We start from the raw sequence: 15,276 nt of genomic DNA on the forward strand, positions 1-15,276 counted from the left end.
CGTGTCCTATTGTTCCAATGTTAACATGTGGCTTATTTCTTTCAAATTTTGCCTTTGCCATTTCTTTTTCCTCCCTTATCTATCTGTTACGTAATAATTTTATTATATAGAATTAATAAAGTTAAAACAGTTTTCGATTAAATATATGGTATTACTTAGTAGCAACAACTTGTTCTTGTATGCTCTTAGGAACTTCTTCAAAATGGTCAAATTCCATTGAATAAACTCCTCTACCTTGTGTTCTTGATCTAAGAACAGTTGCATATCCAAACATTTCTGAAAGTGGAACGAAGGATCTTATAATTTGAGCTCCAGATCTTTCCTCCATGCCTTCAATTCTACCTCTTCTAGAATTCAAGTCTCCTATAACGTCTCCCATATATTCTTCAGGAACAGTTACTTCTACTTTTTCAACTGGTTCAAGTAAAACTGGATCAGCTTTAGCCATAGCATTCTTAAATGCCATAGATCCAGCAATCTTAAATGCCATTTCTGATGAGTCTACATCATGGTAGGATCCATCAAATAATTTAATCTTAAAGTTCATAACTTGATATCCACCAAGTATACCACTTTGAGCTGCTTCTCTAATACCATTATCAATTGGCGCAATATATTCTTTTGGAATAGCTCCACCAACTATAGCATTTTCAAATACATATTCACCCTCAGTAGGAATCATTTCTATCCAGCAATGTCCGTATTGTCCGCGTCCACCTGACTGTCTAACAAACTTACCTTCAGCCTTAACAGCTTTACGAATAGTTTCTTTGTATGCAACTTGAGGCTTACCAACATTACATTCTACTTTAAACTCTCTTTGAAGTCTGTCAACAATAATTTCAAGATGAAGTTCTCCCATTCCTGATATAATTGTTTGACCTGTTTCTTGATCAGTATGTGTTCTAAAGGTTGGGTCTTCTTCAGCAAGCTTAGCAAGTGCAAGCCCCATCTTTTCTTGACCAGCTTTAGTCTTTGGCTCTATAGCTACGTCTATAACTGGTTCTGGGAATTCCATCTTTTCAAGAATTATAGGAGCTGAATCAACACAAAGTGTATCTCCTGTAGTTGTATCCTTTAATCCAACTATAGCACCTAAATCACCTGCACGTAATTCTTCTACTTCTTCTCTGTGATTAGCATGCATCTTAACAAGTCTACCTATTCTTTCTTTCTTACCTTTTGTGGAGTTAAGTACATAAGTACCACTCACCATAATTCCAGAATATACTCTTGTAAATGCAAGTCTTCCTACAAATGGGTCTGTAGCAATTTTAAATGCTAATGCAGCCATAGGTGCATTATCATCAGCAGGTCTTTCATCTTCTGAACCATCATCTGGATTAGTACCTTTAATTGCTGCGATATCTAGTGGTGATGGCATGTATGCAACAACTGCATCAAGCATCTCTTGAACCCCTTTATTTTTATAAGAAGATCCACAAATTACTGGTACTACTGTGTTTGAAATAACAGCTTTTCTAAGAGCAACGTTAAGTTCCTCCTCTGTTATTTCTTCCCCTTCAAGATACTTCATCATTAATTCTTCATCAGTATCTGCTATAGCTTCAACCATTGCAGCTCTGTATTCTTCTGCTTGAGCTTTTAGGTTACTTGGAATCTCTTCTTCTACTATTTCAGTTCCTAGGTCATTCTTATGTAGTATAGCAACATTTCTAATTAAATCAACCATTCCAGCAAATTCTGATTCTTGACCTACTGGTATCTGAATTGGAACTGCATTAGCCTTTAATCTATCTCTTAATGTAGCCACACAACGGAAGAAATCAGCTCCGGTTGCATCCATCTTGTTTACATATACCATTCTTGGTACACCATACTTGTCTGCCTGTCTCCATACAGTCTCAGTTTGTGGTTCAACACCACTCTTAGCATCAAGAACAGTAACAGCACCATCAAGTACTCTTAAAGATCTTTCAACTTCAACTGTAAAGTCTACGTGTCCTGGTGTATCTATAATATTTATTGCATGCCCTTTCCATTGAGCTGTAGTAGCAGCAGATGTAATAGTAATACCTCTCTCTTGTTCCTGAACCATCCAGTCCATTGTAGCTGCACCTTCGTGAACTTCACCTATTTTGTGAGTTCTTCCAGTGTAAAACAGAACACGTTCAGTAGTAGTGGTTTTACCTGCATCTATATGTGCCATTATACCTATGTTTCTAAACTTTTCTAAAGGAAACTGTCTAGCCACGCTTTTTTCCTCCTCTCGATGTTCATAATCTTCGTAAATTATAATTTTATAAAACTGTTTTGGCTAAGCCAAAACAGTTTTAATATTAATATCTGTAATGAGCAAAAGCCTTATTAGCTTCAGCCATTTTATGAGTATCTTCTCTCTTCTTAACAGCAGCTCCTGTGTTGTTAGCAGCATCCATTAATTCGCCAGCAAGCTTAAGTCTCATGTACTTTTCGCCTCTCTTATGAGTAGCATCAAGTATCCATCTTATACCTAGTGTCTGTCTTCTTTCTGCTCTAACTTCCATAGGAACTTGGTAAGTAGCTCCACCAATTCTTCTTGCCTTTACTTCAAGTAATGGCATTACATTGTTCATAGCTGTTTCAAAAACCTCTAATGGATCTTTACCTGTCTTTTCAGCTATAATAGTGAATGCATCATAAGTAACTCTTTGAGCTACTCCTTTCTTACCATCTAGCATAATGTTGTTAATTAACTTAGTAACAACCTTGCTATTGTACATTGGATCTGGTAATACATCTCTTTTTGCAATATGTCCTTTTCTTGGCACTTTTCTTCCCTCCTTAACATTTGAATTTAAGTTCATAGGTACTCGGCAGTTTTGCCGATAAGTGCTTTGTACTTCAATTCTAATATATATCAATAAATTGTACTATTTATATATAAATGCTGAAGACGTAGCACTATTTAACTTAAGAGCCTATTTTTTCTTAGGTCTCTTTGCACCATACTTAGATCTTCCTTGTAATCTGTTAGCTACTCCAGCTGAGTCTAATGCTCCTCTGACAATATGGTATCTAACACCAGGAAGGTCTTTTACTCTTCCACCTCTAATAAGAACAACGCTGTGCTCTTGTAGATTGTGGCCTACACCTGGGATATAAGCTAATACTTCATATCCATTTGTAAGTCTAACCTTTGCAATTTTTCTAAGAGCTGAGTTAGGCTTCTTTGGAGTTGTTGTTTTTACTACAGTACAAACTCCTCTTTTTTGTGGACTTCCCTTTAGTGCTGGTGCTGTTGATTTTGTCTCAACGTCTTTCCTGCCTTTTCTAACTAATTGGCTAATAGTTGGCATATTTACACCTCCTTTTCTTTGCTTCTATATAAATATAGTTGTTAGCTAATTTTAATCTTTAAGCAATACTGCTGTAGCTGCTCCTACGTCAATTCCACATAGTTTGCCTAAATCCTTCATTGTGCTTACATAGTTAATTTCTAGGGAAATTTCTTGTGCTAGATTAATAACAGGTGCAATAAGTCTAGAATCAGCGTCTTTAGCTACATATACAGCTTTAGCTTCATTATTCTTCATAACCTTAATACTCTGTTTTATTCCAACAACCTTTTTACCTACAAGTCTTTCAACCATAGTGCAACCCCCAAAAACAACTTCTTAGGAATATAATTACTCAGCTTATATTCCTAAGAAATCACACAAATTGTATTTTATCATTTAATACTACATATGTCAATAAACTTAACACATGCTTAAACTTCGGCTAATGAATCATTTAAAGCTTCTTCTTCTTGTTCTGCATTTTCAGTATTGATTTTCAAGGATCTATACCTCGTCATTCCAGTACCTGCTGGTATTAACTTTCCAATAAGTACATTTTCCTTAAGTCCTACTAATGGATCTATCTTACCCTTAATAGCCGCATCAGTAAGTACTCTAGTTGTCTCTTGGAAGGATGCAGCTGACAAGAAGGAATCTGTTGCTAGGGCAGCCTTTGTAATACCTAGAAGAGAAACCTTACCTGAAGCAGGTTTTCCACCAAGAGCTTCAGCCTTAGAATTTTCTTCATCATATTCAAATATATCGATTAATGATCCTGGTAGTAATTCAGTATCTCCGGAGTCTTCTATCTTAATCTTTCTTGTCATTTGTCTAACAACAACTTCTAGATGCTTATCATTGATATCAACACCTTGAAGTCTATAAACCTTTTGAACTTCTGAAAGAAGATAATTTTTAACTCCATTAATACCTTTAATTCTTAATACATCATGTGGATTTACAGAACCTTCTGTAATTTCATCACCAGCACTTATTACATCATTATTGCTTACTTTTAATCTAGAACCAAATGGTATATCATAACTAAATTCTTCACCAGCTTCAGTAAGAATATAAACTATTCTCTTCTTCTTAGTTTCTTCAACTCTTACAGTTCCAGCTACTTCACTTACTATAGCAAGACCTTTTGGCTTTCTAGCTTCAAATAGCTCCTCAACTCTAGGAAGACCTTGAGTTATATCTGCACCAGCAACTCCTCCAGTATGGAAGGTTCTCATTGTTAGCTGTGTACCTGGCTCACCTATTGATTGAGCTGCAACTATACCAACAGCTTCACCGTTATTAATCTTTTGAGCTGTAGCCATGTTCATACCATAGCATTTAGCACATACTCCAAATCTTGATTTACAAGTAAACACTGATCTTATATTTATTTTTTTGATTCCTGCTTTTTCAACTTTTTCAGCTAATTTAGGAGTAATATAAGTATCTCTTGGAACTATAACTTCTTTAGTTTCTGGATCGATTATGTCACCTGTACTATATCTTCCAGTAAGTCTTTCACTTAAGGATTCAATGACTTCATTTCCTTCTTTTATTTCAGATACTTCAAATCCATCAGTTGAACCACAATCTTCACTTCTTACAATAACATCTTGACATACATCAACTAGTCTTCTAGTTAAGTATCCTGAGTCTGCTGTCTTAAGTGCTGTATCAGCATTACCCTTTCTAGCTCCGTGGGTAGAAATAAAGTACTGCAATACATCAAGACCTTCTCTGAAGGAAGCTTTTATAGGAAGCTCAATTATCTTACCAGATGGGTTAGCCATAAGACCTCTCATTCCAGCAAGCTGTTTAATCTGGCTCTTAGAACCTCTGGCTCCTGAGTCTGCCATCATAAATATAGGATTGAATTTATCTAAGCTATCCATTAGTGCATCGGCTACATCTTCTGTTGTCTTAGACCAAGTTTCAATAACTCTCTCATATCTTTCATCTTCAGATATGAAACCTCTGCGATACATCTTCTCTATTTTCTCTACTGCAGCATCAGCATTAGCAAGTAACGTCTTTTTCTCATCTGGAACTATCATATCAGAGGTTGAAACTGTTATAGCTCCTACACTGGAATAATGATAACCCTTAGCCTTAATATTATCAAGCATAACTGATGTTTCACTAGGTCCGTATTTCATATAGCATTTATCAATAATGTTACCTAATTTCTTTTTATTTACTAAAAAGTCTACTTCAAGCTTTAATTTGTTCCCTGGAATGCTCCTATCAACAAAACCTAAATCCTGAGGAATAGATTCATTGAATATTAATTTACCTGCTGTAGTCTCAATAATACCGCTTAATTCATTTCCATCTATTATTTTTCTAAGCTTAACTTTAATTTTAGCGTGAAGATCTATCTCTCCCAGCTGATATGCCATAAGTACTTCATCTTCACCTAAAAAGGCTCTGCCTTCACCTTTGGCATTGTCTTTATCAATAGTTAAGTAGTAAGAACCAAGTACCATATCCTGTGTTGGTACGCAAACTGGCTTTCCATCAGATGGTTTCAAAATATTATTAGCTGCAAGCATTAAGAATCTAGCTTCAGCTTGTGCTTCAACTGAAAGTGGAACGTGTACAGCCATCTGGTCTCCATCGAAGTCAGCGTTATATGCTGTACATACAAGTGGATGAAGCTTAATAGCTCTACCTTCTACTAATACTGGCTGGAATGCTTGAATTCCTAGTCTGTGCAAAGTAGGTGCACGATTTAAGAGTACAGGATGCTGTCCTATAACTTCTTCTAATACATCCCAAACCTCAGGCTGAACTCTTTCTACCATTCTCTTAGCGCTCTTAATATTATGTGCAACTCCGCTTTCTACAAGCTTCTTCATTACAAATGGCTTAAATAATTCAAGTGCCATTTCTTTTGGTAGACCACATTGATACATCTTAAGTTCAGGTCCAACTACTATAACTGAACGCCCTGAATAGTCAACACGTTTACCAAGAAGGTTTTGTCTGAATCTACCCTGCTTACCTTTTAGCATGTCTGAAAGGGACTTTAATGGTCTGTTTCCAGGACCAGTTACAGGTCTCCCTCTTCTTCCATTATCTATTAACGCATCTACTGCTTCTTGAAGCATTCTCTTTTCATTTCTTACTATAATATCTGGTGCACCTAGATCTAAAAGCTTTTTAAGTCTGTTATTTCTATTAATAACTCTTCTATATAAGTCATTTAAGTCGGAAGTTGCAAATCTTCCTCCATCTAGCTGAACCATAGGTCTTAAATCTGGAGGAATTACAGGTATAACATCTATAACCATCCATTCAGGTCTATTTCCTGATTTTCTGAAGGACTCAACTACCTCTAATCTTCTTATAACTCTAATTCTCTTTTGTCCGCTTGCATCTTTTAGTTCTCTTTTTAATTCAACAGATTGCTGCTCTAAATCAATTTCATGTAAAAGTACTTTTATAGATTCAGCGCCCATTCCTGCTGTAAAGCTTTCGTCACCATATTTATCTATAGCTTCCCTGTATTCTTTTTCAGTTAAAAGCTGTTTCTTTAATAGTGGTGTCTCCCTTGGGTCTAAAACCACATAAGAGGCAAAATAAAGTATTTTTTCAAGAGCCCTTGGTGACATATCTAATATAAGCCCCATACGAGAAGGTATCCCTTTAAAATACCATATATGAGATACCGGGGCAGCAAGTTCAATATGCCCCATTCTCTCACGTCTTACTTTTGCCTTTGTTACTTCAACTCCGCATCTGTCACAAACGATACCCTTATATCTAACTCTTTTATATTTTCCACAGTGACACTCCCAGTCTTTAATAGGTCCAAATATTCTTTCACAGAATAACCCATCTCTTTCAGGTTTAAGTGTCCTATAATTAATAGTTTCTGGCTTTTTAACCTCACCTCTTGACCATTCTCTTATTTGTTCTGGTGAAGCTAAACCTATTTGCATAGCATCAAAATTATCTAATTCAAACAAGGGTACATCCTCCCTTCATAATTAGTGTTCATCATTAAAATCATCAAGCTCTAAATCTTCATCAAAGTTGCCAAGTGGAAGATCATCATAATCTAATTCTGTCTCTTCTTCCACATCATCGTCTGATTCTATAAATTCTTCAATAGGAGCAGGTGATATTAATTCCTCTGTTCCTTCTATATTTACTTCTAATTCCTCTAATTCTTCTTCTACAGATTCTTTAAGTTTGACTTCTTGATTACTATCATTTAGAACCTTAACATCTAAACATAAAGCCTGTAACTCTTTAATTAGAACCTTAAAGGATTCTGGAACTCCTGGTTCAGGAATATTTTCTCCCTTAACAATAGATTCGTAAGTCTTAACTCTACCCACAACATCGTCTGATTTAACAGTTAAAATTTCTTGTAAAGTGTAAGCAGCGCCGTATGCTTCAAGAGCCCAAACTTCCATTTCACCAAATCTTTGACCACCAAACTGAGCTTTTCCTCCAAGCGGCTGTTGTGTAACCAATGAATAAGGTCCTGTTGAACGCGCATGGATCTTATCATCTACCAAGTGAGCAAGCTTTAATATATACATATATCCTACGGTAACCCTATTGTCGAAAGCTTCTCCAGTTCTTCCATCGTATAGCACTGTCTTTCCATCTATATCATAACCTGCATTTTGAAGGCATTCAGTAATATCAGATTCCGTAGCACCATCAAATACAGGAGTAGCAATATGCCATCCTAAGTTGGCAGCTGCCCAACCTAGATGAACCTCAAGAACCTGCCCAATATTCATACGAGAAGGAACACCAAGAGGATTTAAGCAAATCTCAAGAGGTCTGCCATCTGGTAAAAATGGCATATCTTCTTCTGGTAATACTCTTGAAATAACACCCTTATTACCGTGTCTTCCTGCCATCTTATCACCCACAGAAATTTTCCTTTTCTGTGCAATGTAGCATCTTACTAACTTATTAACTCCTGGAGGTAATTCATCTCCATTTTCTCTAGTGAACACTTTAACATCAACTATAATACCAGCTTCACCATGAGGTACTCTTAGTGAGGTATCCCTTACTTCTCTTGCCTTTTCACCAAATATAGCACGTAAAAGTCTTTCTTCTGCAGTGAGTTCTGTTTCTCCTTTAGGAGTAACTTTTCCTACTAGAATGTCTCCGGATCTAACTTCTGCACCTATTCTGATTATTCCTCTTTCATCTATATCCTTAAGTGCATCTTCACCAACATTAGGAATATCTCTTGTTATTTCTTCTGGCCCAAGCTTTGTATCTCTGGCTTCAGCTTCGTATTCTTCAATGTGAATTGAAGTAAATACATCGTCAGCTACTAATTTCTCAGATATAAGCATAGCATCCTCATAATTATAGCCTTCCCAAGTAATAAAGCCTATACGAATGTTCTTACCTAATGCTATTTCCCCTAAATCAGTAGATGGTCCATCTGCCAAAACTGTACCAGCTTGAACTTTTTCATCTTTGCTGACTATAGGTCTTTGATTTATGCAAGTACCTTGGTTAGATCTCTTAAACTTTAATAATCTATAGGTATCAATGCCGCCATCAGTATCTCTTTTTATTCTGACTTCATTAGCACTAACATAAGTAACAACACCAGCATTTTTTGCCTTAGGAAGAACCCCTGAATCAACAGCCGCCTTATATTCTATTCCAGTACCAACTATTGGAGCGCTAGCCTTTAACAGCGGAACAGCCTGACGCTGCATGTTAGATCCCATTAAAGCACGGCTGGCATCATCATTTTCAAGGAATGGAATCATTGCGGTTGCAACTGAAACTAACTGTCTAGGTGAAACGTCCATTAAATCAACATCTTCCCTAGGAACAAAAATTATATCTTCCTGAGATCTTACAGTTACTCTCTTGTCGACAAATCGTCCTTCTTCATCAAGTGGCTCATTTGCCTGAGCAACAAGATATTCGTCTTCTTCATTTGCTGTGAAATATTGTATTTCATTTGTTACTCTTCCAGTTTTTTTATCTACTATTCTATAAGGACTTTCAATAAAGCCATACTCATTCACTCTTGCAAAGGTTGCAAGTGAGTTAATAAGTCCTATATTAGGTCCTTCTGGCGTTTCTATAGGACACATTCTACCATAGTGAGAATGGTGAACGTCTCTTACCTCAAAGCCAGCTCTTTCTCTTGATAATCCGCCTGGTCCTAATGCAGAAAGTCTTCTCTTGTGAGTAAGCTCAGAAAGCGGATTTGTTTGATCCATAAATTGTGATAATTGGGAACTTCCAAAGAACTCTTTTATTGCTGCTGCTACAGGTCTTATATTAATAAGTGCCTGAGGAGTAATAATCTCTTGATCTTGAATAGTCATTCTTTCTTTGACTACCCTTTCCATTCTTGAAAGTCCAATTCTAAATTGGTTTTGCAACAGCTCCCCAACTGATCTCAATCTTCTATTTCCTAAATGATCTATATCATCAACATGACCGATTCCATAGGCTAATCCTAATTCATAACTTATTGTAGCAAACATATCATCTCTAATAATGTGCTTAGGTATTAATCTATGTATATTCTTTTTAATTTCCTCTTTAATTGTATTCTCATCGCTGTAATTATCTAATATTTCTTTTAATACAGGATAATGTACTAATTCCCTGATATTAAGGTCATCAATATTAAAATCAACAACTTTGCTTAATTTTACGAAATTATTACCTGTTACAGTAAGCACCTTATCTTCTACGACAATATCCACAGAATTAATTCCAGAATCCTGAATCTCAAGAGCTTTCTCTCTATCAATTTTTTCGCCCTTTTGTATGAGAATTTCTCCAGTGATTGGGTGGATAATATCTTTTGCAGATATTTGATTTGTGATTCTAAGGTGTAAACCTAATTTTTTATTAAACTTATATCTACCTACTCTTGATAGATCGTATCTCTTAGCGTCAAAAAATAATGACTCTATTAAGGAAACAGCACTATCAACTGTTGGAGGTTCACCTGGCCTAAGTCGCTTATAAATCTCTAGTAAACCTTCCTCCTTAGTCTTGGTATTATCTTTTTCTATAGTTGCTTTAAGTCTTTCTTCATCACTAAAGAATGAAGTTAATTCAGCATCACTTTCAAATCCCATAGCTCTTGCAAGTATAGTTATTGGAAGTTTTCTAGTTTTGTCGATTCTTACATAAATAACGTCATTAGAGTCAGTTTCATACTCAAGCCATGCTCCTCTATTTGGGATTACGGTTGAAGCGTAAAGCTTCTTACCTGTCTTATCCACCGTATAGCTGTAATATACTCCTGGTGATCTCACCAGCTGGCTTACTATGACTCTTTCTGCGCCGTTAATAACAAAGGTGCCTTGCTCAGTCATTAGTGGGAAGTCTCCCATGAAGACTTCTTGTTCCTTAACTTCACCAGTTTCTTTGTTTAATAGTCTAACCTTAACCTTTAATGGTGCTGCATATGTTGCATCTCGTTCCTTGCATTCTTCAACAGAATACTTGATATTATCCAAATCTAACTTATACCCAACAAATTCAAGTACAAGATTCCCAGTATAATCTGTAATCGGGTTTATGTCGTCAAAAACTTCTTGTAAACCCTCATCAAGAAACCACTGGTAAGAATCCAATTGAACTTCAATTAGATTTGGCATTTCTGCTACTTCTTTCAGCTTGGAAAAACTCATTCTTGTTCTTTTTCCAACTTGGACAGGATGTACCATGTATTATCACCCCTTGCATAAAGTAAAAAATAACCAAAAGCACATAATATCCCCTAGGACTTTGTGCATTTGGAAACGCTCTTTTGATTCATCGTATTAGTATAACCTAAAATGTCAAATAAATTCATATTTATGAAAAATAAGCAATAATATACAAAAATATGCCTACGATATTCATAAATCAATGCAATTAACTATGTTATCATAATATACTCTTTTTGTCAACACATATATAAAAAAGAAGCACTTTTTATATAAAAAAGAGGCACTTTTTATAAAAGCACCTCCTGTAATTATTGAAATTACTTTATTTCAACAGTTGCTCCAACTTCAGCTAGTTTAGCTTTTATAGCTTCAGCATCTTCTTTTGAAGCGCCTTCTTTTATAGTCTTAGGAGCTCCGTCAACTACTTCTTTAGCTTCCTTTAATCCTAAACCAGTTAATTCTCTAACTACTTTTATAACTTTAATCTTTTCAGCACCAGCACTTGCTAATACTACGTCAAATTCAGTTTTTTCTTCAGCAGCTGGAGCAGCAGCACCAGCACCACCAGCAACTGCAACTGGAGCAGCAGCGCTTACGCCAAATTCTTCTTCACATGCTTTAACCAATTCATTAAGTTCTAATACAGTCATATTCTTTATAGCTTGAATAATTTCTTCTCTTGTCATTTAAGAGCACCTCCAAAAATTCTATTATTCTATTTACTATTCTGCTGAACTTTGTTTTTCAGCAATTGCATTTAATAAGTATGCAAGATTTGATAATGGAGCCTTGAAGCTTCCAAGTAATTTAGATATAAGTACTTCTCTAGATGGAATAGCTGCAAGTTTTTCAACTTCTTTAGAGTCATAGATATTTCCTTCTACGATTGCAGCCTTTAGCTCAAGCTTTTTATGAGTCTTTGCGAAGTCATTAAGCACTCTAGCAGGTGCAGTTGCATCTTCATATCCAAAAGCAACTGATAAAGGTCCTGCTAAATGGCTTTCTATACCTTCTAGTCCTATTTCCTTAGCAGCTAATGTAGTTAAAGTATTTTTATAAATCTTATACTCAACACCAGCTTCTCTAAGTTTCTTTCTTAACTCAGTGTCTTCTTCAACTGTTAAGCCTTGGTAGTTAGAAAATACCATACCTTGAGCCTTTTCCATTTTTTCTTTTATTTCAAGAACCTTAGCTTTTTTCATTTCTAAATTTTTACTCACTGTGTGTCCACCTCCTCACAGTACAGAACTGCTTTATAAAATTAAAAGTCCCTCCGCAGACAGGAGAGACCAATATTTATCATGTATCGGAACCCTCGGTAGGTTGGAAATTTCCTTTACGCTTACGCACCTACTGTCTACGGAATATTTACATATTTAATTTGTTTAACCTATAGTATTATAACAAAGTTATAATTTTAAGTCAACCTTAGTCCAGCACTTTAGCAGGATTTATCTTAACTCCAGGACCCATTGTACTTGAAACAGATACTGATTTAACGTATTGTCCTTTTGCAGCTGCTGGCTTTGCTTTAACTATAGCTTCCATTATTGCATGGAAGTTTTCTGCTAGTTTCTCTGCTCCAAAAGATCTTTTTCCTATTGGAACGTGAATTATAGCAGTTTTATCAACTCTATATTCAACTTTACCAGCTTTAATCTCAGCAATGGCTTTTGTTACATCAAAAGTAACTGTACCAGACTTTGGATTTGGCATTAAACCCTTAGGTCCAAGGACTCTACCAAGTCTTCCTACTACACCCATCATATCTGGAGTAGCAACTACTACATCGTAGTCAAACCAGTTTTCCTTTTGTATTCTATCTACTAGCTCTTCAGCTCCTACGAAATCAGCTCCAGCAGCTTCAGCTTCTTTAGCCTTTTCACCTTTAGCAAATACTAATACTTTAACTGATTTACCAGTTCCATGAGGAAGTACAACTGCTCCTCTAACTTGTTGATCAGCATGTCTTGGATCTACACCAAGTCTAACTGCAAGTTCTATTGTTTCATCAAATTTTGCTTTTGAAGTCTTAACTGCAAGCTCCATAGCTTCTCCTGAAGTATATAGAACATTTCTATCAACAAGCTTAGCACTTTCTAAATAATTCTTTCCCATTTTGCTAAACCTCCCTTGTGGTATTAACGGTCTTTTACCTCCCACTAAAAACGCAATTTCACGTTTATGTTGGTAGATATTAAACTCAATTTTAATTATTCTTCTACTGTTATACCCATACTTCTAGCTGTTCCTGCAATCATGCTCATTGCAGCTTCAACAGATGCAGCATTTAAGTCAGGCATTTTAGTGATTGCTATTTCTCTAAGCTGAGCTTGTGAAACTTTAGCAACCTTAGTTTTGTTAGGCACACCAGAACCACTTTCAATTCCAACTGCCTTCTTTAGTAATACAGCAGCTGGAGGAGTCTTTAGTATGAAACTAAATGATCTATCCTGATATACTGTTATTACTACTGGGATTATATAGCCTGCTTGATTCGCAGTCTTAGCATTAAACTCCTTACAAAATCCCATAATATTAACACCATGTTGACCAAGTGCTGGTCCTACTGGTGGTGCTGGAGTTGCTTTTCCTGCAGGAAGTTGAAGTTTAATCATTCCTGTAACTTTTTTAGCCATGAGTTTACACCTCCTATAATGTGGTAATACGGACTTATGTCCTCCCACTTATCAAGACTTAGTTTTTTTAAGTCCTATAAGTACTAATTTAGTTTTTCTACCTGGTTAAATTCAAGTTCAACAGGGGTCTCTCTGCCAAACATGCTAACTAGACCTTTAATCTTGTGCTTTTCAGTATTTATTTCCTGAATTAAAGCCATAAAGTTTTCTAGCGGACCAGATACAACCCTAACGGTTTCTCCTACCTCAAGATCAATATCCACAGGCTTTTCAGTAACACCCATAGTTTCAACCTCTTCATCGGTAAGCGGCACAGGCTTTGATCCTGGACCAACAAAACCAGTAACGCCCCTGGTATTCCTAACGATATACCAAGAATCGTCATTCATTATCATCTTAACAAGTACATACCCTGGAAATATCTTTTTAAGGGCAGTTTTCTTCTTACCATCCTTAATTTCAACCTGTTCTTCCATTGGTACTTGAATATCATGTACTAAATGATGAAAATTTCTATTCTCAATTGTCTTTTCCAAATTAGCTTTAACTTTATTCTCATACCCCGAGTATGTATGAACTACATACCATCTAGCTCTCTCTGCCATAATTTCAGGGATCGTATTTCTACTTAATCCCTACCTCCTTTTTAGTTTATTTAAAAATCAACTTGAAGAGGTTACTGAATCCAAAATCTAATATTCCAACCATAACCACATAAATAACACAAAATGTTAAGACAGCTGCTATTGCTTTTTTAGTCTCTTTTTTTGATGCCCAAGTTATTCTTTTAACTTCTGCCTTCATTTCACTATAAGTCTTTTTAAAAATATTTACCTTTGACTTATTGGATTCTTTAACTTTACCATTAACAGCCATTCAATTCACATCCTTAAATATAATAAATCAGTGTTATTTTGTCTCTTTATGAAGTGTATGTTTGTGGCAGAATTTACAATACTTTTTCATTTCTATTCTGTCAGGATCATTTTTCTTGTTCTTCATTGAACTATAATTTCTTTGTTTGCAATCTGTACATGCAAGTGTTATCTTCACTCTCACAATCTACACCTCCGTCTCTTTACCTTTGTAAGAATGCCAAAGCATACTTATCACAGCATACTACTTAAATAATTTATCATAAGTTGATAGTCATGTCAATAATTTTAAATTTTCCTATATTTTTTAAAACTTATAAAGGACTAGGTTTAGAAACCCAGTCCTATTAGTCTCTAATTATCCAAGAATGCTAGTAACAACTCCTGAACCTACTGTTCTTCCACCTTCTCTTATAGCAAATCTTAGTCCTTCATCCATTGCTACTTGAGTTATTAACTCAACGTTCATATCTATATGGTCTCCAGGCATTACCATTTCCATTCCATCAGGTAATTTGATTGATCCTGTTACGTCTGTTGTTCTGAAATAGAATTGTGGTCTATATCCATCGAAGAATGGTGTATGTCTTCCGCCTTCTTCTTTCTTTAGTACGTATACTTGACCTACAAATTTCTTGTGTGGATTTACTGATCCTGGTTTTGCTAGAACTTGACCTCTTTCGATTTCTGTTCTTTGAATACCTCTTAATAGTGCTCCTATATTGTCTCCTGCCATTGCTTGATCAAGAAGCTTTCTAAACATTTCTACTCCTGTACATACTGTCTTTCTTCTCTCTTC

14 protein-coding genes and 1 other annotated feature are annotated in these 15,276 nt (G+C 35.7%); all 14 genes read right to left on the bottom strand.

From position 1 onward, the window contains the following. Positions 1–151: 151 nt before the first annotated feature. A complete protein-coding gene (fusA, locus tag ACJDUH_RS19560; RefSeq protein WP_406766915.1) occupies positions 152–2,215 on the bottom strand; it encodes an elongation factor G in 2,064 nt (687 codons plus the stop codon). Positions 2,216–2,300: 85 nt separating this feature from the next. Then, positions 2,301–2,771 (bottom strand): 30S ribosomal protein S7, encoded by a 471-nt coding sequence (gene rpsG, locus ACJDUH_RS19565; protein ID WP_406766916.1) that lies wholly within the window; start codon positions 2,769–2,771, stop codon positions 2,301–2,303. 150 nt (positions 2,772–2,921) lie between these two features. After that, positions 2,922–3,299, bottom strand: a complete 378-nt coding sequence (gene rpsL / locus ACJDUH_RS19570; RefSeq protein WP_406766917.1) for a 30S ribosomal protein S12 — start codon at positions 3,297–3,299, stop codon at positions 2,922–2,924. 51 nt (positions 3,300–3,350) lie between these two features. Next, positions 3,351–3,593 (bottom strand): ribosomal L7Ae/L30e/S12e/Gadd45 family protein, encoded by a 243-nt coding sequence (locus ACJDUH_RS19575; protein WP_406766918.1) that lies wholly within the window; start codon positions 3,591–3,593, stop codon positions 3,351–3,353. Between the two features lie 119 nt (positions 3,594–3,712). Further along, positions 3,713–7,255 (bottom strand): DNA-directed RNA polymerase subunit beta', encoded by a 3,543-nt coding sequence (rpoC, locus tag ACJDUH_RS19580; RefSeq protein ID WP_406766919.1) that lies wholly within the window; start codon positions 7,253–7,255, stop codon positions 3,713–3,715. Positions 7,256–7,276: 21 nt separating this feature from the next. After that, the gene (gene rpoB / locus ACJDUH_RS19585) at positions 7,277–10,978 is read right to left on the bottom strand and encodes a DNA-directed RNA polymerase subunit beta (RefSeq protein ID WP_406766920.1); all 3,702 of its coding nucleotides are present in this window, start codon (positions 10,976–10,978) and stop codon (positions 7,277–7,279) included. 302 nt (positions 10,979–11,280) lie between these two features. Further along, positions 11,281–11,649: a 50S ribosomal protein L7/L12 gene (gene rplL / locus ACJDUH_RS19590; protein ID WP_406766921.1), complete on the bottom strand. Its 369-nt coding sequence runs from the start codon at positions 11,647–11,649 to the stop codon at positions 11,281–11,283. 36 nt (positions 11,650–11,685) lie between these two features. Continuing rightward, on the bottom strand, positions 11,686–12,165 hold the full coding sequence (gene rplJ / locus ACJDUH_RS19595) for a 50S ribosomal protein L10 (RefSeq protein ID WP_406766928.1): 480 nt from the start codon (positions 12,163–12,165) through the stop codon (positions 11,686–11,688). Between the two features lie 50 nt (positions 12,166–12,215). Continuing rightward, positions 12,216–12,344: a sequence feature (ribosomal protein L10 leader region), on the bottom strand. 47 nt (positions 12,345–12,391) lie between these two features. After that, positions 12,392–13,081 (bottom strand): 50S ribosomal protein L1, encoded by a 690-nt coding sequence (rplA, locus tag ACJDUH_RS19600; protein WP_406766922.1) that lies wholly within the window; start codon positions 13,079–13,081, stop codon positions 12,392–12,394. Between the two features lie 95 nt (positions 13,082–13,176). Continuing rightward, positions 13,177–13,602, bottom strand: a complete 426-nt coding sequence (gene rplK / locus ACJDUH_RS19605) for a 50S ribosomal protein L11 (protein ID WP_406766923.1) — start codon at positions 13,600–13,602, stop codon at positions 13,177–13,179. Positions 13,603–13,685: 83 nt separating this feature from the next. Then, positions 13,686–14,207, bottom strand: coding sequence for a transcription termination/antitermination protein NusG (nusG, locus tag ACJDUH_RS19610; protein WP_406766924.1), 522 nt, complete (start codon positions 14,205–14,207; stop codon positions 13,686–13,688). 46 nt (positions 14,208–14,253) lie between these two features. Continuing rightward, positions 14,254–14,478, bottom strand: a complete 225-nt coding sequence (secE, locus tag ACJDUH_RS19615) for a preprotein translocase subunit SecE (RefSeq protein WP_406766925.1) — start codon at positions 14,476–14,478, stop codon at positions 14,254–14,256. 33 nt (positions 14,479–14,511) lie between these two features. Then, positions 14,512–14,661: a 50S ribosomal protein L33 gene (gene rpmG / locus ACJDUH_RS19620; RefSeq protein ID WP_406766926.1), complete on the bottom strand. Its 150-nt coding sequence runs from the start codon at positions 14,659–14,661 to the stop codon at positions 14,512–14,514. 174 nt (positions 14,662–14,835) lie between these two features. Beyond that, the coding region (locus tag ACJDUH_RS19625) for an EF-Tu C-terminal domain-related protein (protein WP_406766927.1) at positions 14,836–15,276 on the bottom strand (441 nt) is incomplete at its 5' end.

It is taken from the genome of Candidatus Clostridium radicumherbarum, assembly GCF_045310525.1.
GTDB classification, from domain to species: Bacteria; Bacillota; Clostridia; order Clostridiales; family Clostridiaceae; genus Clostridium_AT; species Clostridium_AT radicumherbarum.